General features: G+C 67.4%; 19 protein-coding genes and 1 tRNA gene. 8 read left to right on the top strand and 12 right to left on the bottom strand.

The window, feature by feature from the left end:
* Nucleotides 1–25: 25 nt before the first annotated feature.
* Complete coding sequence (locus tag B141_RS0102235; RefSeq protein ID WP_020573541.1) at nucleotides 26–886, top strand: class I SAM-dependent methyltransferase; 861 nt, start codon at nucleotides 26–28, stop codon at nucleotides 884–886.
* Between the two features lie 30 nt (nucleotides 887–916).
* Here the strand turns inward: B141_RS0102235 and B141_RS0102230 are convergent, their stop codons facing one another.
* Together B141_RS0102230 and B141_RS38535 are read right to left on the bottom strand one after the other, a co-directional pair.
* Nucleotides 917–1651, bottom strand: coding sequence for a response regulator (locus tag B141_RS0102230; protein ID WP_020573540.1), 735 nt, complete (start codon nucleotides 1649–1651; stop codon nucleotides 917–919).
* A complete protein-coding gene (locus tag B141_RS38535; RefSeq protein ID WP_202805620.1) occupies nucleotides 1648–3240 on the bottom strand; it encodes an ATP-binding protein in 1593 nt (530 codons plus the stop codon). Before B141_RS38535 ends, B141_RS0102230 begins: the two co-directional genes overlap by 4 nt.
* Before the next feature lie 158 nt (nucleotides 3241–3398).
* Here B141_RS38535 and B141_RS0102220 point away from each other — a divergent pair, with 158 nt between their 5' ends.
* From B141_RS0102220 to B141_RS0102210, 3 genes are read left to right on the top strand one after another with little or no spacing between them, the layout of a single operon-like run.
* Nucleotides 3399–4397: a Bug family tripartite tricarboxylate transporter substrate binding protein gene (locus B141_RS0102220; RefSeq protein ID WP_020573538.1), complete on the top strand. Its 999-nt coding sequence runs from the start codon at nucleotides 3399–3401 to the stop codon at nucleotides 4395–4397.
* Between the two features lie 2 nt (nucleotides 4398–4399).
* Nucleotides 4400–4960: a tripartite tricarboxylate transporter TctB family protein gene (locus B141_RS0102215; protein ID WP_020573537.1), complete on the top strand. Its 561-nt coding sequence runs from the start codon at nucleotides 4400–4402 to the stop codon at nucleotides 4958–4960.
* Nucleotides 4953–6491: a tripartite tricarboxylate transporter permease gene (locus B141_RS0102210; RefSeq protein WP_020573536.1), complete on the top strand. Its 1539-nt coding sequence runs from the start codon at nucleotides 4953–4955 to the stop codon at nucleotides 6489–6491. The genes B141_RS0102215 and B141_RS0102210 overlap by 8 nt, the downstream gene beginning before the upstream one ends.
* 582 nt (nucleotides 6492–7073) lie before the next feature.
* Here B141_RS0102210 and polA read toward each other — a convergent pair.
* Complete coding sequence (polA, locus tag B141_RS0102205; protein WP_020573535.1) at nucleotides 7074–9815, bottom strand: DNA polymerase I; 2742 nt, start codon at nucleotides 9813–9815, stop codon at nucleotides 7074–7076.
* A 134-nt stretch (nucleotides 9816–9949) separates the two neighbouring features.
* On the opposite strand from polA, the gene B141_RS38530 reads away from it, so the two are divergent.
* Both B141_RS38530 and B141_RS0102195 read left to right on the top strand, forming a co-directional pair.
* Nucleotides 9950–10342, top strand: a complete 393-nt coding sequence (locus B141_RS38530; RefSeq protein WP_051113917.1) for a PaaI family thioesterase — start codon at nucleotides 9950–9952, stop codon at nucleotides 10340–10342.
* 54 nt (nucleotides 10343–10396) lie between these two features.
* Entirely contained in the window at nucleotides 10397–11158 is a 762-nt protein-coding gene (locus B141_RS0102195) for a VOC family protein (protein ID WP_020573533.1), read from the top strand.
* 145 nt (nucleotides 11159–11303) lie between these two features.
* Here B141_RS0102195 and ileS read toward each other — a convergent pair whose 3' ends face one another.
* From ileS to B141_RS0102155, 8 genes are all read right to left on the bottom strand, one after another.
* Nucleotides 11304–14423 carry an isoleucine--tRNA ligase gene (gene ileS, locus B141_RS0102190; protein ID WP_020573532.1) on the bottom strand — a complete coding sequence of 1040 codons (3120 nt, stop codon included), beginning with the start codon at nucleotides 14421–14423 and terminating at the stop codon, nucleotides 11304–11306.
* 367 nt (nucleotides 14424–14790) lie between these two features.
* Entirely contained in the window at nucleotides 14791–15345 is a 555-nt protein-coding gene (locus B141_RS38525) for a GNAT family N-acetyltransferase (protein WP_020573531.1), read from the bottom strand.
* Between the two features lie 25 nt (nucleotides 15346–15370).
* A complete protein-coding gene (locus B141_RS0102180) occupies nucleotides 15371–16084 on the bottom strand; it encodes an ABC transporter ATP-binding protein (RefSeq protein ID WP_020573530.1) in 714 nt (237 codons plus the stop codon).
* Nucleotides 16071–16979: an ABC transporter ATP-binding protein gene (locus B141_RS0102175; RefSeq protein WP_020573529.1), complete on the bottom strand. Its 909-nt coding sequence runs from the start codon at nucleotides 16977–16979 to the stop codon at nucleotides 16071–16073. The genes B141_RS0102180 and B141_RS0102175 overlap by 14 nt, the downstream gene beginning before the upstream one ends.
* A 76-nt stretch (nucleotides 16980–17055) precedes the next feature.
* A complete protein-coding gene (locus B141_RS0102170; RefSeq protein ID WP_202805619.1) occupies nucleotides 17056–18207 on the bottom strand; it encodes a branched-chain amino acid ABC transporter permease in 1152 nt (383 codons plus the stop codon).
* 79 nt (nucleotides 18208–18286) lie between these two features.
* Nucleotides 18287–19297, bottom strand: a complete 1011-nt coding sequence (locus B141_RS0102165) for a branched-chain amino acid ABC transporter permease (RefSeq protein ID WP_020573527.1) — start codon at nucleotides 19295–19297, stop codon at nucleotides 18287–18289.
* 130 nt (nucleotides 19298–19427) lie between these two features.
* Nucleotides 19428–20666, bottom strand: coding sequence for a branched-chain amino acid ABC transporter substrate-binding protein (locus tag B141_RS0102160; protein WP_026256831.1), 1239 nt, complete (start codon nucleotides 20664–20666; stop codon nucleotides 19428–19430).
* Nucleotides 20667–21107: 441 nt separating this feature from the next.
* Nucleotides 21108–21749 (bottom strand): ANTAR domain-containing response regulator, encoded by a 642-nt coding sequence (locus tag B141_RS0102155; RefSeq protein ID WP_202805618.1) that lies wholly within the window; start codon nucleotides 21747–21749, stop codon nucleotides 21108–21110.
* 115 nt (nucleotides 21750–21864) lie between these two features.
* On the opposite strand from B141_RS0102155, the gene B141_RS0102150 reads away from it, so the two are divergent.
* Nucleotides 21865–21941: transfer RNA gene (locus tag B141_RS0102150), tRNA-Leu, on the top strand.
* A gap of 48 nt (nucleotides 21942–21989) precedes the next feature.
* Nucleotides 21990–22751, top strand: coding sequence for a helix-turn-helix domain-containing protein (locus B141_RS0102145; RefSeq protein ID WP_026256830.1), 762 nt, complete (start codon nucleotides 21990–21992; stop codon nucleotides 22749–22751).
* Between the two features lie 80 nt (nucleotides 22752–22831).
* Here B141_RS0102145 and pyk read toward each other — a convergent pair whose 3' ends face one another.
* Nucleotides 22832–24274 (bottom strand): pyruvate kinase, encoded by a 1443-nt coding sequence (pyk, locus tag B141_RS0102140; RefSeq protein WP_020573523.1) that lies wholly within the window; start codon nucleotides 24272–24274, stop codon nucleotides 22832–22834.
* Nucleotides 24275–24286 lie beyond the last annotated feature (12 nt).

Here is a 24286-nt window from a genome sequence, read left to right as displayed (position 1 = left end):
GGGTCGAATTCCCTACTGTCTCCACATGGCGCACTACTCGCATCCGCTGGGATGGTTGCTCGGCCTGGAGGGCGTCGCTCTGCTGCGCGCGCTGGCCGGTGATGACGTCGGTGCGGACCCAGCTTTCATCGATGCTCGGCTCGCGGAGGTGCGTGCGCTGCTTGCCGATCCCGAGCTCACGACCCGGCCGGGCAGCACGGTCGGCCGAGCGAGCACCCGCGAGGGTTACGCCGTCTGGGCGGCGTCGTACGACGACGGCGGGAATCCGCTGATCGAGGCGGAGGAGCCGGTGGTGCGCCCGATGCTGGACGACCTGGCCGTGGGTCGCGTCCTCGATGCCGCCTGCGGGACGGGCCGGCATTCGGCGTACCTCGCCGGGCGTGGCCACGACGTCGCGGGGGTCGACTCTTCACTGGAGATGCTGGAACACGCCTGCCGGAAGGTTCCCGGTGGCGACTTTCGTGCGGGCACCCTCGACGCCCTGCCATTCCCGGATGCCAGCTTCGACGCGGTCGTGTGCGCGCTGGCGCTGACGTACGAACCCAGCCTGGAGCCGGCTCTGCGGGAGTTCGCGCGGGTACTCCGTCCTGGTGGACAGGTGGTGCTGTCTGACATCCACTGGCTGTCCCTCTACCTCGGGGGCGTGTCGAGCGTCGACGGGCCGGACGGTCGCCGCGCGATGCCCGCCACGCGCTTCCTTCCGTCGGACTACCTCACCGCCGCGCACGCGACCGGCTTCGAGGTTCTGGCCTGCCGGGAGCCTCGCTGGGGAGACGTATCGGGTGGGCACGGTGGCTCAGACGCGCAGCGGTACTGCCCTGACGCGGCCCGCGCGGCGTACCACGACACGCCGGGCCTCATCGTCTGGCGCCTGCTGAGGCGCTGATCACATGGCGGCTGGCGCCTTCGCCCAGCCTCATGGAGAACTTCTCGGCGCCGGCTCACCTGTCCAGCGGTAGCGATGCTCGGGCCGGCCAGCCGCTCCATATCGGGGGGCCACGCTGGCCAGGCCCGCGCTGACGAGGTACTCGAGATAGCGGCGGGCGCTGATCCGGGAGACACCCGTGCGCTCGCCGAGTTCCGCGGCGGACAGGTCGGTCCTGGCCTCTGCCAGCGCGGACGACAGGAGGCCGAGAGTACGCAACGACAGACCCTTCGGGAGCCGGGCCTGTTGCGGGTTCTGCCTGACCCGCAGTAACCGGTCGACCGAGTCCTGGTCCAACGCTCCGGAGTTCGCCCTGCCGGCGACCCGGCGTACCTCCCGGCGATGGGCGAGGTAGGCGTTGAGGCGATCGGTGAAGACGTCCAGGGTGAACGGCTTGATCAGGTAGTTGACGACGCCACCGGCCATGGCGGAGCGTACGGTGTCGAGTTCTCGCGCGGCGGTGATCGCGATGACATCGACCGGAGGTCCGGGGCGCGCCCGGAGCCGGTGCAGCACCTCCAGGCCCGAGATGTCTGGCAGGTAGATGTCGAGGAGCACCAGGTCGGGGTGCAGGTCCTCGACAGCGCGCAACGCGTCAGCGCCAAGGTGGGCTTCGCCCACGACGCTGAAGTCAGGAAGGGACTCCAGGAACCCCCGGTGGACCGCCGCGACGGCGAAGTCGTCGTCGACGATCAGGGTGCGTACGGTCGGAGCCATGCCGGTCATGGAGTGCCTCCCGCCGGGACAGGAGAGCCAGCCGATCGCTGGACCGGGAGCCACACCTCGAACACCGCGCCTCCGTCGTCGCGGTCCCGCACCTCGACCCGTCCACCGCGACGGTCCACGATCCGGGTCACCAGGGCAAGACCGATCCCCCGGCTCCCTCCGGAGGCGACAGGCTTGGAGCTGTATCCGGCGGTGAAGATGAGCTCACGTTGACCGGGTGGCACGCCGGGTCCGTCGTCGGCGACCCGGATCAGAGTGCCGTCGCCGGACTCCTCGACGAGCACTTCGATGGTGCCGCCGGGACCAGCCGCGTCGCCGGCGTTGTCGATGAGGTTGCCCAAGACGGTGACCACATCGTCTCCGAGGCCCTCCGGGAGCCAGGACGACGGAACGACCCGCAACGACACGCCACGCTCCCGCAGGGTTACCGTCTTGGCCAGCAGGAGAGCGGAAACCGCCGGGTCGCGGATCCCTGCCGTGGTGTCGGAGACAGCACCACCGTGACCGACCCGATCGATGAACGCGATCGCCTCATCCGGCCGGCCGAGTTCGAGGAGACCCGACACCACGTGCAGGTGGTTCGAGAACTCATGGCCCTGCGCCCGCAGAGCCTCGGTGAGCGTGCGTTGGCCGTCGAGTTCCCTCAGGGCGTTGTGCAGCTCCGTCCGGTCCCGCAGGGTCAACATCACTCCCACGTGACGATCGTCGACGGTGGCGGTGCTCCGGTTGGCGACGAGGATCCGCACCCCGGCCAGGATGAGCTGGTCATCGATGTCGGTGTCAGACCGGACCAGGGCAGCGAGTCCTGGTTCGAGGATCTCGTCGGCTGTCCGGCCCGAAGGGTCGTCGGTGATGTCGAGCAACCGCTTGGCCTCGTCGTTGACCAGCACGATCTTGCCGCGGGTATCAATCGCGACAACGCCCTCCCGGATGCCGTGCAGCATGGCGTCCCGCGTCTCCAGCAAGGTGGCGATCTCATCCGGCTCCAGGCCGAAGATGCGGCGGCGGACCGTCCGGGTGACCCAGGCGGCGCCGAGCGTACCGAGGACGGCCGCTCCGGCGAGCCAGCCGAGCAGGGTCGGCACGTCGTCGAGAAGGTCGTCGAGGAGTTCTGACTCCAGGATGCCGACGGACACCGAGCCGATGACCGCACCTGAGTCATCGAAGACGGGCACCTTGACCCGCCAGGACCGGCCGAGCGTTCCGGTCTCGGTGCCTACGAAAACCTTCCCAGAAAGCGGCACTGTCGGGTCGGTCGACACGGGCTCACCGATCCGCTCCGGGACCGGATGGGAGTACCGGATGCCGGCATCGTCGGTCACCACGACGTACGTGACGTTGGAGGCCTTCCGGATGAGTTCGGCGATGGGCTGGATCGTCGCGGACGGGTCGGCCTGCTTGTAGGCGTCCTTGACTGACGGCAACCGGGCGACGCTCTCCGCAACCGCGATCATGCGGGTCAGGTAGGTCTCGCGGATCTGTCGCGCCTGCAGGTAGGCCGCGAGCCCACCCGCTGACACGACTGTGACCAGCACGATGGCCAACTGCAGGGCAAGCAGCTGGACGCGCAGCGACACCGAACGACGCATCCGCTCAGTGTGCATCAGATCGCTACAGCGCCGTTACACGACCGAAATGACCAATACCACCGTTACGACCGAACTCTTCTCTGCTCGGCCGGCGGCCCTCTAGCGTCCTTCGTCACTACAGCAGATGTGGCCCACGCCACACATGAGAAGGAGTGAGGATGGGCGCTCTCAACCGGGTCCGTACGTCTCTCGTCGCCGTCGTCGTCGCGGCCGGCGTCGGCCTGAGCGCGTGCGGCACCACGGCGGACGATCCTGCCGCCGGCATCAATCGGTTGTCGATCGTGGTGCCGGCTGATCCAGGAGGCGGCTGGGACCAGACCGGCCGCGCCGCACAGAAGGCCATGCAGGCCGCCGACCTCGCCAAGAGCATTCAGGTGTCCAACGTGGGCGGTGCGGGTGGGACCGTGGGGCTCGCGCAGCTCGCGAACGAAAAGAACCCGGACGTCCTCATGGTCACCGGGCTGGTCATGGTGGGCGCGGTCGAAACCAACAAGTCCAAGGTCAGGCTCGAGGACACCACCCCGGTTGCCCGACTGACGTCGGAAGACCTGATCGTGGTCGTACCGGCGAGCTCGCCGTACCAGACGGTCAAGGAACTGATCGACGACATCAAGGCCAAGGGCAAGGGCGTCGCGGTGACCGGTGGGTCAGCCGGCGGCGCCGACCACATCCTGGCCGGGCTCCTGCTCAAGGAGGCCGGTGTCACCCCCGACAAGCTGAACGACACGCTCAACTACGTCGCTTACTCCGGTGGCGGCGAGTCGCTCGCGGCTCTGCTCGGAAACAAGGTCAACGCCGGCATCTCCGGCATCGGTGAGTACGCCGAGCAGGTAAAGGCGGGGAAGGTCCGTGCGCTCGCCGTCTCAGGCGCCAAGCGCGTCGAGGGCATCGACGCTCCGACGCTGCGGGAGGCCGGGTACGACGTCGAACTGACGAACTGGCGGGGTCTCGTCGCACCAGGTGGCATCTCCGACGACGAGCGGAAGACGCTGGTCGACCTCGCCACCAAACTGCACGAGTCCAAGGAATGGAAGGCCGAACTCGACCGGGCCGGCTGGGGCGACGCGTTCCTGGCGGGTGATGAGTTCAAGACGTTCCTCGACGAGGACATCGCTTCGGTGCAAGGGATCCTGCGCGATATCGGACTGGTGAAATAGCCGTGGCCGACACGATGAGCAAAGCGGGCGGTCCGACCAGCGCTGCTGGCCGGGCCGCCCGCGAGGGCAGGGTGCGGCGGATCGAGGAGTACGCCCTCGGTGGCCTGATCGCCGGGCTCGGCATCTTCACGCTGGTCGACACAGCCACGATCGTCGTACCCGGGTCAGCCAACGCGATGGGACCGCGGACGTTCCCGTACTTCATCGGCGGCCTGCTCGTCCTCGCCGGGATGGCGGTCCTGGTCGCGACCTGGCGAGGCAAGCTCGGCGAGGCCGAGGAAGGCGAAGACGTCGATGCGGACGCCCGGACCGACTGGCTCACGGTCGTGAAGCTGGTGGCGTTCTTCGTCGCGCAGGCGGTGCTGATCGACTGGATCGGCTGGCCGCTCTCGATCGCCATCCTCTTCGCCGGTGCCGCGTGGACGCTGGGCGCGCGGCCGTGGTGGAAGCCGGTGGTGATCGGTCTGGCCATGGGGCTGGTACTGCAAGCGGTGTTCGCGGCCGGGTTGGGGTTGTCGCTGCCAGCCGGGCCGTTTGAGGGGGTGCCCTTCCTCCATGGGTGACTTCGGTGCGGTGCTGGAAGGCTTCGCGAGCGCTCTCCAGCCGATCTATCTTCTGTACGCGTTGTTCGGTGTCCTGGTGGGGACCGCCGTCGGAGTGCTGCCCGGCATCGGTCCGGCGATGACGGTGGCGTTGCTCCTGCCGCTCACGTACACCCTGCAACCAACGGCCGCGCTCATCGTCTTCGCCGGTATCTACTACGGCGGCATGTACGGCGGCTCGACCACCTCGATCCTCCTCAACACACCCGGCGAGTCAGCCTCGATCGTCACCGCCCTCGAAGGCAACAAGATGGCGAAGGCGGGCCGCGGCGCCGCGGCCCTCGCCACCGCCGCGATCGGATCGTTCGTCGCTGGGACGCTCGCGACTGTCGCACTGACGCTCGTCGCGCCGGTCATGGCGGACTTCGCCGTCCAGCTCGGCCCGAACGACTACTTCGCACTGATGATCGTCGCGTTCGTGACGGTGGGAGCGTTGCTGGGCTCCTCGGTTTCGCGTGGGCTCGCGGCGCTGGCCCTCGGACTCTTCCTAGGACTGATCGGGACCGACACCCTCACCGGCCAGCAGCGATTCACCTTCGGGATCCCGACGCTGACGGACGGCATCGATGTCGTGGTGGTGGCCGTAGGTGTCTTCGCGGTCGGCGAGGCGCTCTATGTCGCGTCCCGCCTGCGGCACGGGCCCGTCCAGGTGATCCCGGTGCCGAAGGGCTGGCGGTCCTGGATGAACCGGTCCGACTGGTCCCGGTCGTGGCGGCCGTGGCTGCGTGGCACGCTCATCGGCTTCCCGATCGGGACGATCCCAGCCGGCGGCGCGGACGTGTCCACCTTTCTTTCGTACGCCGCCGAAAAGCGCATCGCGAAGCGCAAGGAGGAGTTCGGCAACGGCGCGATCGAAGGCGTGGCAGGTCCGGAGGCGGCGAACAACGCCGCGGCCGCGGGCGTGCTCGTCCCGCTCCTGACGCTGGGACTGCCGACCACGGCTACCGCGGCGGTCATGATCGCGGCGTTCCAGAGCTACGGAATCCAGCCCGGGCCGCTGCTGCTCCAGAACCAGTCAGGGTTGGTTTGGACTCTGGTCGCGAGCCTCTACATCGGCAATCTCATGCTGCTGGTCCTCAACCTTCCCCTGGTCGGTATCTGGGTGAAGGTGCTGCAGATCCCGCGGCACTACCTCTACGCCGGAATCCTGGTCTTCGCCGCCCTCGGCAGCTACGCGGTGAACTTCTCCCCCATCGACCTTGCCCTCCTGCTGGTGATCGGCCTGCTCGGGTTCTTCATGCGGCGCCATGGCTACCCGATCGCGCCACTGGTCGTCGGGATGATCCTGGGTCCGATGGCCGAGGAGCAGCTGCGCAGGACGCTCGCGATCAGTCAGGGAAACCTGACCGCCTTGGTTTCCAGTCCGTTCTCGGTGATCGCATACACCCTGCTGGCACTCCTGCTCGCCCTGGCACTCTGGGCGCGGCACCGTGAGCGGCGCGCCAACCAGCGGGTCACCGAAGGCGACAAGGAGGTCTCGCCAGCGGGCTGAGATGAGCTGGCTGTTCGCGTTGGCGATCAGCCCGGACCTCCCGAGGCGCGGACGGCCACCGCGGCGGACGGATACGGTGCTCGTTGAACCTTGAGTTGATGCCAGTTTTCACACGGAACTGGGCATCAACTCATGGTTCGATTCTGGACGTCTTCAGATCCGCTCGCGATCTGGGATACGAGCGACCTGGCCCGTGAGCAGGAAGCCACCGACGGCCTGATTTCTCAGCATCGGGATAGTCGGGGGTTTCGCCATAAACCTTATTCATCTTCCGGGGCGCGGTTTCTGGAGTTATTGGCGCGAAGTTGATCAACGGTCCCGAATTCGGACTCCCTCCGCGGGGGGCGCCCGATTTGCGGACCGTTGATCAACTTCATCCAAGCGCAGAGCCATAGACGGGCCTGACTTCGCGTAAGTACAGCAAGTGCACCCACGCGAACTATCCCGCCTCGCCAGCTCAGGCCGTCCAGCGTCGAACAGACGCCAGACCAAGAGTTTTGAATAGGCATCCTCGGGCACCCGATGATCGTGAAGGATTCGTCATATCGCGATGAATATCCTTCACGATCACGGAAACACGCCCTAGTGCCCGGCCTCGTGCCAGGTGCGGCCCTCACCCACGGAGACGTCGAGCGGCACGGTGAGCTCGGCGGCCGCGGCCATCTGCTGGCGTACCAACTGCTCCAACTGGTCGTGCTCGCCTGGCGCCACTTCCAGCACGAGTTCGTCGTGGACCTGGAGGAGCATCCGCGACGTGAGCTTCGCCTCCCGCAGTGCCCGGTCGACACCGAGCATCGCGACCTTGATGATGTCGGCCGCCGAACCCTGGATCGGCGCGTTCAGCGCCATGCGTTCGGCCATCTCGCGACGCTGGCGGTTGTCGCTGGTGAGGTCGGGGAGGTAGCGGCGGCGACCCAGGATCGTCTCGGTGTAGCCGGTCTTGCGGGCCGCGTCGACCACGCCGCGGAGGTAGTCGCGTACGCCACCGAACCGCTCGAAGTACTCTTCCATGAGTTCGCGGGCTTCGGCCACGTCGATCCGCAGCTGCTGGGACAGGCCGTATGCCGAGAGGCCATAGGCGAGGCCGTAGTTCATCGCCTTGATCTTGGCCCGCATCTCGTTGGTCACTTCGGTGGCGGGCACCGCGAACACCCGCGACGCCGTGGCGGCGTGGAAGTCCTCTCCCGAGTGGAACGCCTCGATCAGCCCTTCGTCGTGGGAGAGGTGCGCCATGATCCGCATCTCGATCTGGCTGTAGTCGGCGGTCAGCAGGCAGTCGTAGCCCGGCCCGACCACGAAGGCCTCGCGGATCCGGCGCCCCTCCTCCGTGCGGATCGGGATGTTCTGGAGGTTGGGGTCGGTGGACGACAGCCGCCCGGTCGCCGCGATGGTCTGGTTGAACGTCGTGTGGATGCGCCCGTCAACGGCGACCGTCTTGAGCAGCCCCTCGACCGTGGACCGGAGCTTCGACGCGTCACGGTGCGCGAGGAGATGGGCGAGGAAGGGATGCTCGGTCTGGTCGTAGAGCTGCTGCAACGCCTCCGCGTCGGTCGTGTAGCCGGTCTTGGTGCGCTTCGTCTTGGGCATGCCGAGCTTCTCGAAGAGCACCACCTGGAGCTGCTTGGGCGAACCAAGGTTGATCTCCTCGTCGATCACGCGGTAAGCCTCGTCGGCGGCCTGCTTGACCTGACCGGCGAAGTGCGACTCGAGATCGGAGAGCCGGTCGACGTCGACGCAGATGCCGACCCGCTCCATCCCGCCGAGAACGTCGACGAGCGGAAGCTCGACCTCCTCGAGCAGGCGCGCACCACCGCGGTCGCCCAACTCCTTGTCGAGGGCCGTGGCGAGGTCGATGACCGCTCGGGCCGCCACCATGGCGTGCTCGGCGATCCCGCCGCTGTCGTCCACGCCCTCCAGGCTGAGCTGGCCGTTCGCCGGCTCCTCCGAGCGCAGCTCGCGGCGAAGGTAGCGCAGGGTCAGGTCGCCCAGGTCGTACGAACGCTGGTCGGGGCGCACAAGGTAGGCCGACAGGGCGGTGTCGCTGGTGACACCGCGGAGCGTCCAACCTCGTGCCGCCAGCGCCAGCGTCGGGCCCTTGGCGTCGTGGAGCGCCTTCTCGTATCGGGCGTCACCGAGCCAGTCGGTCAACGCCTTCTCGTCGTCGGGTGACAGCTCGGTCGGGTCGACCCACGCGGCGGCACCGTCAGAGGACGCGAGCGCCAGCCCGATCACATCGCCCGTGCCGCGGCCCCAGCTGCCCTGGACGTGAAGGCCGGTGCGGACGTACTCACCGTCGCCCTTGGCGTGCTGCTCGAGCCAGCCGCTCAGCTGGTCGGGCGCAAGCCGCTCGCCGGCGACCTCGAAACCCTCCTCCGCCTCCGGCTCGGGCGCGTGCAGGGTGGCGAAGAGCCGGTCACGCAGCACCCGGAACTCCAGCGCGTCGAACACCTGGTGGACGGCGTCGCGATCCCACGGGTGCCGGAGGAGATCGACCGGCTGGACCGGCAGGCTGAGGTCGCTCACCAGCTCGTTGAGCTGGCGGTTTTGGAGGACCTGGCCGAGGTGGGCCCGGAGTGAGTCACCAGCCTTGCCCTTCACCTCGTCGACCCGGGCGACGAGGTCGTCCAGAGAGCCGTACTGGTTGATCCACTTGGCCGCGGTCTTGGGGCCGACCCCGGGCACACCGGGAAGGTTGTCGCTGGTCTCACCCACCAGCGCGGCGAGGTCGGGGTAGCGCTCGGGCCCGATGGTGTAGCGCTTCTCGACCTCGGCGGGCGTGATCCGGGCGACCTCCGAGACACCCCTGGTCGGGTAGATCACGGTGAGCTGGTCGGAGACGAGCTGGAAGGTGTCACGGTCGCCGGAGACCACGAGAACGTCATAGCCGAGATCGACGCCCTGCCTGCCCAGCGTGGCGATCACGTCGTCGGCTTCGTAGCCCTCGGCCTCGACGTAGGGGATGCGGAGCGCGTCGAGCACTTCCTTGATCAGCGGCAGCTGGCTGCGGAACTCGTCGGGCGTCTTCTGCCGATTTGCCTTGTATTCGGCGAACGCCTCAGCCCGGAAGGTCTTCCTACCGACGTCGAACGCCACCGCCAGGTGGGTGGGCTCCTCGTCGCGGATCATGTTGATCAACATCGACGTGAAGCCATAGACGGCGTTGGTCGTCTGACCGGTCTTGGTGGAGAAATTCTCCGCCGGGAGCGCGAACCACGCCCGATAGGCCAGCGAGTGGCCGTCGAGCAGCAACAGGCGCGGGCGCTCACCCGCCTCGGCGGACGGGTCGACGGTCGGGTCGGTGCGGGGGGCGTCGTCGGCTACCACGCACGTGACTCTAGTAGCCCTCACCGACAAGGCCACGCACCGTGCGCCGGACGTGCGCCGGGACGTGCGGATGCCACGTGGTCGACCGGGACGGTCTACGGTCGACTGGCTGGCGATGACGAGAGGAGCGGACGGTGACAGACGGAGTGGACCTGCCCCAGGCCCCGATCCACGAGCGGCTCGGGATCACGATCCTCGAGGCCTCACCGGACCGGTGCGTCGGCACCATGCCGGTCGAGGGCAACACCCAACCGTTCGGCCTCCTTCACGGCGGCGCGTCGTGCGTCCTTGCTGAGAGCCTCGCGTCGATCGCGGCGACGTTGTACGCCCGACCTGACCGGGTGGCGCTCGGCGTCGACCTCAACGCGACGCATCACCGGGCTGTCCGGAGCGGCGTCGTCCGCGGTGTCGCGACACCGATCCATCGCGGGCGTACGACGGCGACGTACGACGTGGTGATCACCGACGAGGAGGACCGGCGCGTGTGCACGGTCAGGCTGACCTGCCACCTTCGCCCGGCCACCTGATGCCGGCCTTACCGACATCCCGAGCCGCCCCGGCGGGTTCGCGACACTGGTGGGATGACCATTCGGTGGCTGACCGTCTTCCTGGATTCTCCGTACGACTCCGACCGCGAGGCGGGGCTCGCCTTCTGGCGAGGCGTGACCCGGTCAGGCTTGTCTTCGTGGCGAGGTGAGCGGGAGGAGTTCGCGACCTTGCTGCCCGAGCAGGGTTGCGCGTTCCTTCGGGTGCAGGACGTGTGTGACGGGCCCGCCCGCTGCCACCTCGATGTTCATTCCCATGCGGTGCGGGCGGAGGTGGCGCGCGCGGTCAAGCTGGGCGCCACGATCGTGGCCGACCAGAACACCCTTGTGGTGTTGGCCTCCCCGGGCGGCCTGGCGTTCTGTGTCGTCACACACCACGGGGAGCACGAGCGTCCCGTGCCCCTCCGGTGGACCGACGGACATCGCAGTCTGGTCGACCAGATCTGCCTCGACATACCTGCCGGTGCCCTCGACCGCGAGGTGGAATTCTGGGCGGCGTTCACCGGCTGGGAGCGACGACCTGGGTCCCGCCCGGAGTTCGAATACCTTCAGCGTCCGGCGGGGATGCCGTTCCGCCTGCTCCTGCAACGCCTCGACACCTCCGAGCCAGGGCAACCGGTCCGGGCGCACGTCGACCTGGCCTGCGACGACGTCGAAGCGGAGGTACGCCGGCACGAGCAGCTTGGCGCGACGGTGGTGGGGCGTACCGCCTCGTGGGTGACCTTGCGGGATCCCGTCGGCCGCGAGTACTGCGTCACGTCCCGCGATCCGGTCACCGGCCTCCTGCCACCGACGTGAGGGCCCCTGAATGATCACGTATACGTGGTCATTGCCTGCCTCACATGACATCGGCACCATGCGAAGCGGGTAATGACCACGTATACGTGATCATTTTGGGCCCTGGGCGCGCCGCGGGCACCACGGTCGTGTCAGTGCCGCCGCGTCACTGGAGCCCACGGACGGACACGCGGACGGAGAAGCCGTCGCCCACCTCGACCGGAGCGCCCTCGCCCGGCAGGTCGCCGAAGGTCAGCTCCTCCGTCAAGGTCTCCCCCGTGACCAGGTCTCGGTGCGCCTCGACGGCGGCCCGCACCTCCGCATCCGGTGAGGACACCACGAGCCCGATCCGGTCAGACACGTCGAGACCAGCGTCGCGGCGGGCCTGCTGGACCGCCCGGATCACGTCCCGGGCCGTACCTTCGGCGGCCAGCTCCGGGGTGACCTCCGTGTCGAGGACCACCACGCCGACGTCGCCGGGCAGCGCGGTCGAGGAGTCCGCGTCCGTCGGGACCAGCCGTAGCTCGTACTCCCCCTCCAGCAACGGGACTCCGCCCGCCACGACTCCTTCGTCCGACACCGACCATTCGCCCCCCTTCACGGCACGGATCACCCGCTGGACGTCCTTGCCGAGGCGCGGTCCCAACGCGCGTGGCACCACCGAAAGGACGCGTTGACAGTGCGCCGCGACCTCGTCCTCGAGCACGACCGCCTTGACGTTCACCTCGTCGCGGATGAGATCCACGAACGGCGCGAGCGATCCGGCGTCCGGCGCGGCCACCGTCAGGGCCGCCAGCGGCAGGCGTACCCGCAGCCCCTTCGCCTTTCGGAGTGCCAGCGCCACCGAGCACACGTCGCGTACGCCGTCCATCGCCGCCACGAGGTCGGGATCCGCCGGCAGGTCCTCGAGCGAGGGCCAGTCGGCAAGGTGCACCGAGCGCTCGCCGGTGAGCCCGCGCCACACTTCCTCGGTCACCAGCGGGAGCAGCGGCGCCGCGGTCCGCGTGAGGACCTCGAGGACGGTGTAGAGCGTGTCGAACGCGTCCTGGTCGCCGGACCAGAACCGCTCCCGCGAACGCCGGACGTACCAGTTGGTCAGCACGTCGAGGAACGACCGCACCGCCGTACACGCGCGCGAGATGTCGTACGCGTCGAGCGCGTCGGTCGTCGCGGCCACCGTGTCGTGGAGTTTCGCCAACACGTAGCGGTCCAGCACGTGCGTCGAATCCGTACGCCACCGAGCCACCGCGGACTCGGCGTTCGTGTAGAGCGTGAAGAAGTAGAAGGCATTCCACAGCGGGTTGATCGCCTGCCGCACGCTGTCGCGGATCAGAGATTCGGTCACCGAGAGATCGCCGCCGCGCAGCACCGGCGACGCCATCAAGGACCAGCGGATAGCGTCGGAGCCATACATGTCGAACATCTCGAAGACGTCCGGGTAGTTGCGCAGGCTCTTGCTCATCTTGCGGCCGTCGTCGCCGAGGATGTTGCCGTGTACGACGCAGTTGCGGAACGCCGGCCGGTCGAACAACGCGGTCGCGAGCACGTGCAGGGTGTAGAACCACCCGCGCACCTGCGGGACGTACTCGACGATGAAGTCACCCGGGTAGTGATGCTCGAACCACTCGGTGTTCTCGAACGGGTAATGCACCTGGGCGAACGACATCGACCCCGACTCGAACCAGCAGTCCAACACCTCCGGCACCCGCCGCATCGTGGAGCGGCCGGTCGGGTCGTCGGGGTTCGGCCGCGTCAGGTCATCGATCGTGGGCCGGTGCAGGTCGGTCGGGCGTACGCCGAAATCGCGCTCGATCTCATCCAGTGAGCCGTAGACATCGACCCGCGGGTACGCCGGATCGTCGGACTTCCACACCGGGATCGGTGAACCCCAGAAGCGGTTCCGGCTGATCGACCAGTCGCGCGCGTTCGACAGCCACTTCCCGAACGACCCGTCCTTGACGTGCTCCGGCGTCCAGCTGATCTGCTGGTTGAGCTCGACCATGCGGTCCCTGAACTTCGTCACCTCCACGAACCAGCTCCCGACCGCCTTGTAGACCAGGGGCGTGTCGCACCGCCAGCAGTGCGGGTAGCTGTGGGTGTAGGTGTCGTGGCGTACCAGAACGCCGCGCTCCTTGAGGTCGCGGATGACCGGCTTGTTGGCCTCGAAGACCTGGAGTCCTTCGTACGCCGGCACCAGCGACGTGAAGCGGGTGTGGTCGTCGACCGTCACGATCGTCGGGATGTCGGCGAGATCGCAGGTCGCCTGGTCGTCCTCACCGAACGCCGGCGCCAGGTGCACGACGCCGGTGCCGTCCTCGGTGGTCACGAAGGCGGCACCAAGCACCTGGAAGGCGTTGGGTGTGTCCGCGAGGAAGTCGAACAGCGGGGCGTAGCGGCGGCCGACCAGCTCGCTGCCCCGAAGGGTTCCGACCCGCTCGGCGTCGACGAGTTCGTTGGCGTACGCCGCCAGCCGGGCCTCGCCCAGGATGTACCGCACGCCGTCCTTCTCGACGACGGCGTAGTCGATGTCGGGGCCGACCGCGACCGCGAGGTTGGACGGCAACGTCCAGGGAGTGGTCGTCCAGACCAGCAGCTTCTCCCCCGTCTCCAGCTCGAAGGCGACCGTGATCGCCGGGTCGTGCCGGTCGCGGTAGACGTCATCCATCCGGGTCTCGGTGTTGGACAGCGGTGTCTCACACCGCCAGCAGTACGGCAGGACCCGGAAGCCCTCGTACACCAACCCCTTGTCGTACAACGTCTTGAACGCCCACTGCACGCTCTCCATGTAGGACAGGTCGAGCGTCTTGTAGTCGTTGTCGAAGTCCACCCAGCGGGCCTGCCGGTTGACGTACCGCTCCCACTCGGCGGTGTAGCGCAACACCGACGTCCGGCACACCTGGTTGAACCGATCGACGCCCAGGTCGAGGATCTCCCGCTTGGCGGTGATGCCGAGCTCGCGTTCGGCCTCGACCTCGGCGGGGAGTCCGTGGCAGTCCCAGCCGAAGCGGCGTTCGACCCGGCGTCCGCGCATCGTCTGGTAGCGCGGCACCAGGTCCTTGACGTAGCCGGTCAGAAGGTGGCCATAGTGCGGCAGACCGTTGGCGAACGGCGGGCCGTCGTAGAAGACGAACTCGTTCGACCCCTGCGGGCCGGCCTCGCGCTGGTCAATGCTCGCCTGGAAGGTCTTGTCCGCCTCCCAGTAGTCGAGCACCTCATGCTCGAGATCGGGAAACGACGGAGAAGCGGGAACGCGCGCGTCGTCATCGCGGTGTCGGGGGTACGTCATCGTGGGGCTCGCTCGTCCTCGGTCGCTGCGGGATCGGATGGATCTGCCGTGCGAGGACGAGCGGCGCATCGCCTGCAATGCTCCGCCCGCGGTACCACCTCGCTTGATCCGCCGCCGCTGACCGTGAGGTCAGCCGCGAGCGGACCCGCTCGTTGGCCGGCTGTGACGGGCCGGACCCGTCCGGTTCTACTGAGGACCTTGTGGGCGAATGCTTGGAAGGTCCGGTTCTTCCGGAGGCTCACCGGTGATAGCCGGGTCAATGCCTTGTGCGACCAAGCGTAGCGGGCCGACGCCACCGGGCGCCCGTCGGTTTCCGCGCCAGATCTGGTGTTGGCGAAGTGGCCCACGGCTGATCGGCCCACGCTGATCAGCCCACACGCCCGAACCTCCGCCGGCCCGGCTGTCGCCACTCACCCCGGACCGCGACGTACCGGACGCTCTCGCCCAGGGAGGGATCAGCCGAGACCGCCTGACCGGCGGGCTTCATGCCGGCCTTCTCCATGACCCGCGCCGACGCGTGGTTGGCGATGTAGCACTGCGCGTAGATCGTCTGCGCACCGAGTTCTGTGAACCCGAACTCGAGGACGGCGGCGAGTGCCTCGGCCATGTAGCCCTTGCCCCAGGACTCCCGGCGCAACGCGTACCCCACCACGTGGTCGCCCGACAGGAAGTCGACCGACCGCCCGATGCCGATCCAGCCCACCACCTCGTCGGTGCCCCGAAGCACGATCGCCGCGTCATGCGACACCCGCGGCACCTGGGCGCCGAATCGCCGTACGGCATCGAACCACCCGTCAGGATCGGTCCCGAGCGGCTGGTCGAGATAGCGCACCACCTCAGGGTCGGAACGCCATCCCCTTACCGCGGCCCGGTCAGCCTCCACGAAATCCCGGATCAGTAGTCGCTTGGTCCGGCATCGCATGCGGCCGCTCCCGTTCTCGGCAGTGTCAGGCGACTCCCAGGTAGGCCTCCTTGACCGCCGGATCCGCCAAAAGGTCCTTGCCAGTGCTGGCCCTGGTCACGGAGCCGGTTTCGAGTACGTACCCGCGATGCGCGCGACTCAATGCCTGCTGGGCGTTCTGCTCGACCAGGAGGACAGTGGTGCCTTGTTTGTTGATCTCGGTGATGATGTTGAAGATCTGCTGGATGAACTGCGGCGCGAGCCCCATCGACGGCTCGTCCAGCAGGAGGAGGCGCGGCCTGGCCATCAGAGCCCGACCGATCGCGACCATCTGCTGCTCGCCGCCCGAGAGCGTGCCGCCCGCCTGCGTCGCGCGTTCCTTCAGACGCGGGAACAACTCGAAGACGCGATCGAAATCCTCGGCGATGGCCTTGCGGTCCCGGCGCGTGTAGCACCCCATCTCGAGGTTCTCCCGGACCGTCATGCCCGGGAACACGCCCCGTCCCTCCGGCGCCTGGCAGATACCGCGGACCACCCGGAGGTCGGCCCGCACCTTGCTGATGTCGGCTCCGTCGAACTCGATCGATCCCTGGGAGAGCGGGACGAGTCCGGAGATCGCCTTCATCGTCGTGGTCTTGCCCGCGCCGTTCGCGCCGATCAGGGTGACGATCTCGCCTTCCTCGACGGTCAGGGAGATGTCCCGCAACGCCTGGATGCGGCCGTACGCCACGGACACGGAGTGAAGCTCAAGCAGCGCCATCGTCGGGCACCCCCAGATAGGCGGCGATGACCGCCGGGTCGTCCCGCACCTGCGCGGGGGTTCCTTCCGCGATCTTCTTACCGAACTCGAGTACGACGATCCGGTCGGTCACGCCCATCACCACCCGCATGTCGTGCTCGATCAGCAGGACGGTGTAGCCGTCGTCGCGAATCCTGCGGATGAGCTCCATCAGCTCATCCTTCTCGGCCGGGTTGAATCCAGCGGCGGGCTCGTCGAGGCAGAGCAACTTCGGCTCCGTCGCCAACGCCCGGGCGATCTCGAGCCGACGTTGGTAGCCGTACGGAAGGTTCTTGGCCCGGTCGGCCGCCCGATCGGCGATACCGACGAACTCCAGCAGCGCCATCGCGCGCTCGACACCCGCGCGTTCCTCCTGCCAGTGGCGGGGAAGGCGGGCGAGCGCGCCAACCACGCTCGTCTTGTGGCGTGCGTCGGTGCCGACGACGACGTTCTCCAGAGCCGTCATCTCCTCGAACAACCGGATGTTCTGGAACGTACGGGCGATGCCGCGCCGGGTGATCTGGTATCGCTTGAGCCGACCCAGGCGACGACCCTCCAGCCTGACCTCGCCGGACGACGGCCGGTAGACGCCGGTCATCACGTTGAAGCAGGTGGTCTTGCCCGCGCCGTTCGGTCCGATCATGCCGAGAATCTCGCCCCGCCTGATCCCGAAGGACACACTGTCGAGTGCCACCAGGCCGCCGAAGCGGAGCGTGACGTCGTCGAGTTCGAGCAGGGTGTCGCCGACGTCGACCTGGATCTCCCGGTCGGGAGCCACCGCCTCGGCGACCTCCTCGAGGTGCTGGGCGAGTTCGGACTCGCTCATCCCCTGGACCTCAGCCGCAAGGCCCTTCTCCACCGGCGTTGGGTCACTCATGCGCGTCCTCGCTTCGCTCCGGGCGCGCATGAGGCACTCAGAGCGCTGTGTTGATTGATTCGCTCGCTCCGCTCGCTCATGCGTTAGTCCCCTTGCCCGAGTCGATGAGCGCGCTCTCGGTCGCGACCGGCTCAGGTTTACCGACCAGGCGTTGGTAGGCCTGTCTGCCCCGCGCAAGGAGTCGTTGACGCGCGCCCAGGAGGCCCTGCGGACGGAAGATCATGAGCACGATCAACGCGATCCCGAAGATCAGGAAGCGGTACTCAGGCGCGAGCTGGAACCGGTCGGGCAGATAGGAGATCACCAGGGCACCGAGGAGCACGCCCAGCTTGTTGCCCGAGCCCCCGAGGACGACCGCGGCCACGAAGAGGATCGAGGTGACCACATCGAACCGCTGGTTGTTGACGAAACCCACCTGGCCCGCATACAGCACGCCGGAAAGACCGCCGATTCCCGCGCCGATCACGAACGCCCACACCTTGAAGCGGAACGTGGGGACGCCCATGATCTCCGCGACGTCCTCGTCCTCGCGGATCGCCACCCAGGCCCGGCCGACCCGGCTTCGCTCGAGGTTCCCGATCAACAACAGGATCACGATGATGAACGTCACCGTGAGCCAGTACCACGGTTTCCCGTCGCCCTGGGTGAAGATCGGCGACCCGTTCGCGTAGGTGCCGGGCGGACCTCCGACGTCCTGGAAGCCGCGGTTGCCCCGGAGCGGCTCGAGGTTGTCGGCGAGCAGCCGCACCATCTCACCGAAACCAAGCGTCACGATCGCGAGATAGTCGCCGCGTAATCGCAGGGTTGGCGTACCAATCACCACGCCCGACACCATCGTGATCGCGATCGCGACGGGCACGACCACGACCCAGGAGTACCTCGGGTCCGTGAGGAACGAGTCGCGGCTGGTCATGATCGCCGCGACATAGGCGCCGACGGCAAAGAAGCCGACATACCCGAGGTCCAGCAGACCCGCCTGGCCGAGCACGACGTTCAGGCCGAGCGCGATGAGGCCGAGCCGCGCGGCATTGAACAACGCGAGTTCGTAGTCGGTCCAGGGCTCGGTGGACAACGGGAAGAAGTTCATCACCGGCAGCAGGTAAACCAGCACCACGACCGGGATGATCATCAGCCATTGTTCGAGCCGGCTGCGGGAGTTCCACCAGTCCCGGACCCGCTGGCCAAACGGCTGGCGCGTGCCTTCGCTCGCCTGGGTCCTAGTGGTCACCTCTGCACTCATGCGCGTCCTCGCTTCGCTGCGGGCGCGCACGAGACACTCAGGGCGCTGTGCTTGACGATTCGCTCGCTCATACTCGGGCCCTCCCCAGCGATTCGCCGAGAATGCCGGTGGGCCGCACCATGAGGATGCCGATGAGGAGGACGAACGCGACGACGTCCCTCCACTCACCACCGAACAATGTCTGGCCGTAGTTTTCGACGACACCGAGGAGGAGACCGCCGAGCAACGCTCCGCGCAGGTTGCCGATGCCTCCGAGTACGGCGGCGGTGAACGCCTTGATGCCGAGCAGGAATCCGCCGTTGTAAAGGACACCTTGCGGGATCATCATGACGTAGAAGAGCGCGGCGGCACCCGCGAGCGCACCACCGATCACGAACGTCAGCATGATCACGCGTTCCTTGTTGACCCCCATGAGGGCCGCGGTGTCGGGGTCCTGGGCTACGGCGCGGATACCCCGACCGAGGCGGGTCTGTCCGACGAAGCGGTCCGCCACGATCAGCAGGACCACCGACGCCACGAACACCACGATCTGGATGTTGGTGATGCGGGTGCCCGCGATGTCGAAGACCGCCTCGGGGCGTACCAGCCGGATCGCGGGTTCGGGGTTGGCGCCCCGCCAGAGGTAGAAACCCTGCTGGATCGCGAACGACGCGCCGATCGCGGTGATGAGAAAGACGAGCCGTGGCGCGTTTCTTCGGCGTAGTGGCCGGTAGGCGACCCGCTCGAGCAGCAGGGCGATGAGGCCTGCCGCGATCATCGCCACGGCACCCGCGAGGACGAGGTTGGCGATGAGCGGACCGAGACCGCTGGCGAGAGTGGGACCGGGTTTGTAGCCCAGACCCACGAACGTGAAGTAGGCGCCGAACGCGCCGACGACGAAGACTTCGGAATGCGCGAAGTTGATGAGCCTGAGAACGCCGTAGACGAGGGTGTAGCCGAGCGCCACCAGGGCGTAGATACTGCCGTAGGCAAGACCGTCAACGGTGTTCGCCCAGAATCTTTCCGCCAGAAGTCCGACGTTGAAGTCGATCCACTGACTTCCTGACTGGGCCAGGGTGAGAGCGAGATGAGAGGTCAAGGGGTGGGCCTGTCTTCCTTGTGCGGGTCCGTCACGCGCGGCACGTCCGGGGATCTACCGGGCATGCCCCGGGCACGGTGCTGAGCGCTGATCTGCTTGGCACCGGGCCCGGGTGCACTCCTCGGACTCGTCAGGACTTGCTCATGTCCTTGAGCTGGACGATCTTTCCGTCCTTCACTTCGTAGATCCAGACCGGCGTCTGGGTGAGCTCGCCCTTGCCGTCCCACTTGAACTGCTTCGTCAGACCCTGGCCCTCGTACGTCTTGACGAAGTTGAGCAGCGATGCGCGGTCCTTGAGGCCCTTGTCGATGCCCTGCAGCAGGATCGTCGTCGCGTCGTATCCCTCTGGGGAGTAGGTCGACGGCTCACGGTTGGAGAGCGCCTTGTAGTCCTGGGAGAACTTCGTGAAACCCGAGGACGGGAGGCACGGGCAGCTGAGGTAGACACCCTCGGCCGCCTCGCCGGCGTTCTTGACGAACTCGTCGTCACGCACGCCGTCGGGAGCCACCACTGCGCCTTCGTAGCCCGCGTCGCGCAGCTGCTGCACGAACGGCGCGGCCTCGGGGTAGTAGCCGGCGTAGAACACCGCGTCGGGCGAGGCCGCCTGGACGGCTCCGACCACCGCGGAGAACTCCTTCTGCGCGGTCTTGACCTGCTCGTCGCAGACCACCTTGCTGCCCAACGCCTGGCTGGTCTGGTCGGCAAGGCCGATGCCGTACTCGGAGTCGTCCCGGACCACGCAGACCTTCTTGGCATTGAGCTCGTTGGCGACGAACGCCGAGATCGCCGGGCCCTGCACGGCGTCGTTACCGAGGGCGCGGAAGAAGGTCTTCCAGCCGTTGGTGCTGAGGCCGGGGTTGGTCGCGGACGGGGAGATAGTGACCAGACCCGCGTCGTTGAACGACTTGCCGACAGCCTTGGACTCACCGGAGAACGCGAGCCCGACAACACCAAGGATGGTCGGGTCGCTGATCGCCTGCGTCACGACGCCCGGCGCCTTGTCGGGGCTGCCCTCGGAGTCGAACTGCTTCAAGGTCACCTGGCAGCCGGGGTTGGCGTCGTTGTGCTCCTTCACCGCAAGCTTGACGCCGTTGAGGATGTTGAGGCCAAGGGCCGCGCTGGCGCCAGCGATCGTGCCGATATAAGCAATCGAGACCTTGCCACACTTAGCCTTGCCGTCGCCGGCCGGCAGGGCGGCGTTCGCCGGCACCTCCGGCGCCGGGTCGGCCTTGATGGACGGGGCACTGCCCGTCCCGGAAGTTTTGGTCTCATCACCAGGCTTCTGACTGGTGTTCTGGGCGCAGGCGGCGACGCCGAGCGACAGAGCCGCCGTCAACGCCAGGACCCGCACGAACCGTGCTCTGTACACCGATACCTCCATTGCCAAACCACGCGTCATGGTGTTGCGGCAGCCACGCCTGTGTGGTTTCGGCCCCACGCGGGCTTCGCCCACCTGGACCCACCCCACCTCGAGGTCGTGTCCGCCGGTGCCGCACGCTACTCGGACGCCAGAAGACGGCACGAGTAGCCACAGATCCTCTCAAATGGTCGGTCAACTCGCAGACAACTCACGTGCTCGACCCACCGGGTGGATGCGGCGTGCTCCTCGGTGTGGCCTCGTGCCCACACCCACGCCAAGGCCGGACCGCCGACCACAAGTCCTCCTGTCACTTCCACATCCAGCCGGATTTCTCCGGGCGCGTACGTCTGCGAGGTGTGGAGAGACTAACCGCATGTGGGCACGTGGGTGAACTGACCACGGGACGCTCTTACCGTCTCGTAACTCTGGAGGCCCGAAATCTGGGGAAAATCACCCCTGAGTCGAGGCAGAGCTCCCCGCATCACCACTTTGCGTGGCCACATCGTCACCCTCGTCAACGACGAGTTGCGCCACCCGACGCATGGGAACGCGCTTGTCCATCGCCGTCTTCTGGATCCAACGGAACGCGTCGGGCTCACTCAGACCGAACTTCTGCTGCAGGATCGACTTCGCCCGCTCGACCAGCTTCCGGGTCTCCAGGCGTTCGGTCAGCCCGGCGACCTCCTGCTCCAGCTGGGTGCGTTCGGTGAACCTCGAGACCGCGATCTCGATCGCCGGCACGAGGTCGGCCTTGGTGAACGGCTTGACGAGGTAGGCCATCGCCCCCGCGGCGCTGGCCCGGTTGACCAGCTCACGCTGGCTGAAGGCGGTGAGAATGATGACCGGGCAGATCCCCTCGTCGCCGATCCGCTCGGCGACACTGATCCCGTCGAGCTTGGGCATCTTGACGTCGAGGATCGCGAGGTCGGGGTCGAGCCCGCGGGCGAGTTCGAGTGCGGTCTCGCCGTCGGCGGCCTGCCCGACAACGTCGTACCCCTCCTCGCGCAGCATCTCGGCGAGATCAAGTCGGATGAGGGCCTCGTCCTCGGCCACGATCACCCGGCGTGGCTCGCGCTCGGTCGGGATGGTCACGAAGCAGTCCTCCTGCCAGATCCGGAAGCTTCGCACAGCTGTGTACGAGCGCCGCCAGCGTACCCGCGACCGGCCGGTGCAGACATGTCGGTAGCACCCGGTAAAGTTACGTCGGGCCCCGGTACGCCAACCGGCAGAGCGAGCGGTCTCAAACACCGTCCAGTGTGGGTTCGAATCCCACCCGGGGCACCATTTCTCTCTCGATGCGGGTTGTCGGTGGTCACCGGCAGAGTCACCCCCATGTATGACCGAGCCGCCCGCGAACGCGCCCTGGCTCTGCTCGCTACGGGCGTAAGCCTCAACGCCGCGAGTCATCGGCTCGGAATCAGTAGGTACACCCTGCGGGAATGGCGAGATGATCCCGCGCGGGCGCTCGCTGCCCGCACGCATGACTGTCCGCGTTGCAGCCTGCCCGCGCGGGACCCAGATCGGTCCGCCTACTCGCATCTGCTTGGCCTGTATCTCGGTGACGGCTGCCTGGGCCGCCTTCGTAAGGACGTGTTCTCCCTGCGAATCTTCTGCGATGACCGTTATCCGGGTCTTCAGCGAGAAGTCGCGGACGCGATAAGTTCCGTCCACCCCGACAGCAAGGTCTTCTTCGTACCGCAGACCGGCTGCACCGCGGTCACGAACTTCTGGAAGCACTGGCCGTGTTTGTTTCCCCAGCATGGGCCCGGAATGAAACACACCCGGTCAATAGTGCTTGAGCCGTGGCAGCGCGAAATTGTCGAGCAATATCCCGGCCGATTCCTGCGCGGGCTCTTTCATTCCGACGGTTGCCGGATCACCAACTGGACCGTCCGCACCGTGGCCGGAATTCCCAAGAGATACGAATATCCACGCTACTTCTTCACCAATGCGTCGGCCGACATCCTTCGCCTCTGCACGGAGACGCTCGACCAGCTCCACATCGCCTGGCGCCAGGCCAACCCGCGCCAGATCTCCGTGGCCCAGAAGGCCGCCGTCGCCGCACTCGACGTCCACGTGGGGCCGAAGTACTGACCGGTCGGCGCCGCCGCCCAGTAGCCGGGACGGCGTCGGGCCGGACGGACCCTCGCCCGCCCGGCCCGACGTACAGCTCGTCAGACGCGGTACGCCGGTGCGGCCTCGGCCACCGCGTCGCCGATCCGGTGTACCCGCAGCGCGTTCGTCGAACCCGGGATGCTCGGCGGGCTGCCCGCCACGATCACCACTGTGTCGCCGCGCCGGCACCGACCGACGGCCAACAGCGCCCGGTCGACCTGCTTCACCATCTCGTCAGTGTGCGAGACGGTCGGGACGAGGAACGTCTCCACACCCCAGGTCAGCGCCAACTGGTGCCGGACCTCCTCGACCGGCGTGAACGCGAGCAACGGCACCCGCGAGCGGTACCTCGCCAGCCGCCGGGCGGTGTCACCGGACTGTGTGAAGGCGACCAGGAACTTCGCACCCAGCCGCTCGGCCACCTCCGCGGCGGCCTTGGCGATGACGCCACCCTTGGTGCGGGGCTCCCACTCGATGCCGGCCATCCGCTCCAGGCCGTGCTCCTCGGTGGTCTCGACGATGCGGGCCATGGTGCGTACCGCCTCGACGGGGTACGCCCCGACGCTGGTCTCGCCTGACAGCATCACCGCGTCGGTGCCGTCGAGGACGGCGTTCGCCACGTCAGACGCCTCGGCCCGGGTCGGACGCGGCGCGCTGATCATCGATTCAAGCATCTGGGTGGCCACGATCACCGGCTTGGCGTTGGTGCGAGACAACTCGACGATCCGCTTCTGGACCAGCGGCACCTCTTCCAGCGGCATCTCGACCCCAAGGTCACCGCGGGCCACCATGAAGCCGTCGAACGCGTCGATGATCTCGTCGAGGTTCTGGACGGCCTGTGGCTTCTCGATCTTCGCGATGACAGGGAGCCGGACCTTCTCTTCCGCCATCACCCGGCGTACGTCCTCGACGTCGCGGGCGTTACGGACGAACGACAGCGCGATCATGTCGGCCCGCAGGTGCAGACCCCAGCGCAGGTCGTCGAGGTCTTTCTCAGACAGCGCGGGCACGGAAAGACCGACACCGGGCAGGTTGAGTCCCTTGTGGTCCGACACCCGGCCACCGACGACCACCCGGGTAACCACGTCAGTCTCGGTGACGTCCTCGACGTCGAGCACGAGACGCCCGTCGTCGACGAGAATGCGGTCGCCAGGCGCGACGTCGCGGGGCAGCCCTTCGTAAGTCGTGGAGGCACGCATCGCATCACCAGGGGATTCCGTGATGGTGATGGTGAAGCGCTCCCCCGGCACGAGGGTGGCTGACCCGTCGGCGAACTTGCCGAGCCGGATCTTGGGCCCCTGCAGGTCGACGAGAACTCCAACCCCCCGACCCGACTCCTCGGAGATCTCCCGGATCAGGTGGTAGATCCGCTCGTGCTCGGCGTGGCTGCCGTGGCTCAGGTTGAGCCTGGCGACGTCGAGCCCGGCGGCCACGAGTTCGCGGATCCGGTCGGGTGTGGAGGTGGCTGGACCAAAGGTGCAGACAATCTTTGCACGGCGCACGTGCTGAGCCTA

This window comes from Actinopolymorpha alba DSM 45243 (genome assembly GCF_000373925.1).
Taxonomy (GTDB): domain Bacteria; phylum Actinomycetota; class Actinomycetes; order Propionibacteriales; family Actinopolymorphaceae; genus Actinopolymorpha; species Actinopolymorpha alba.
Note: the sequence above shows the minus strand (reverse complement) of the source record. Positions and strands in the feature narration are given on the sequence as shown.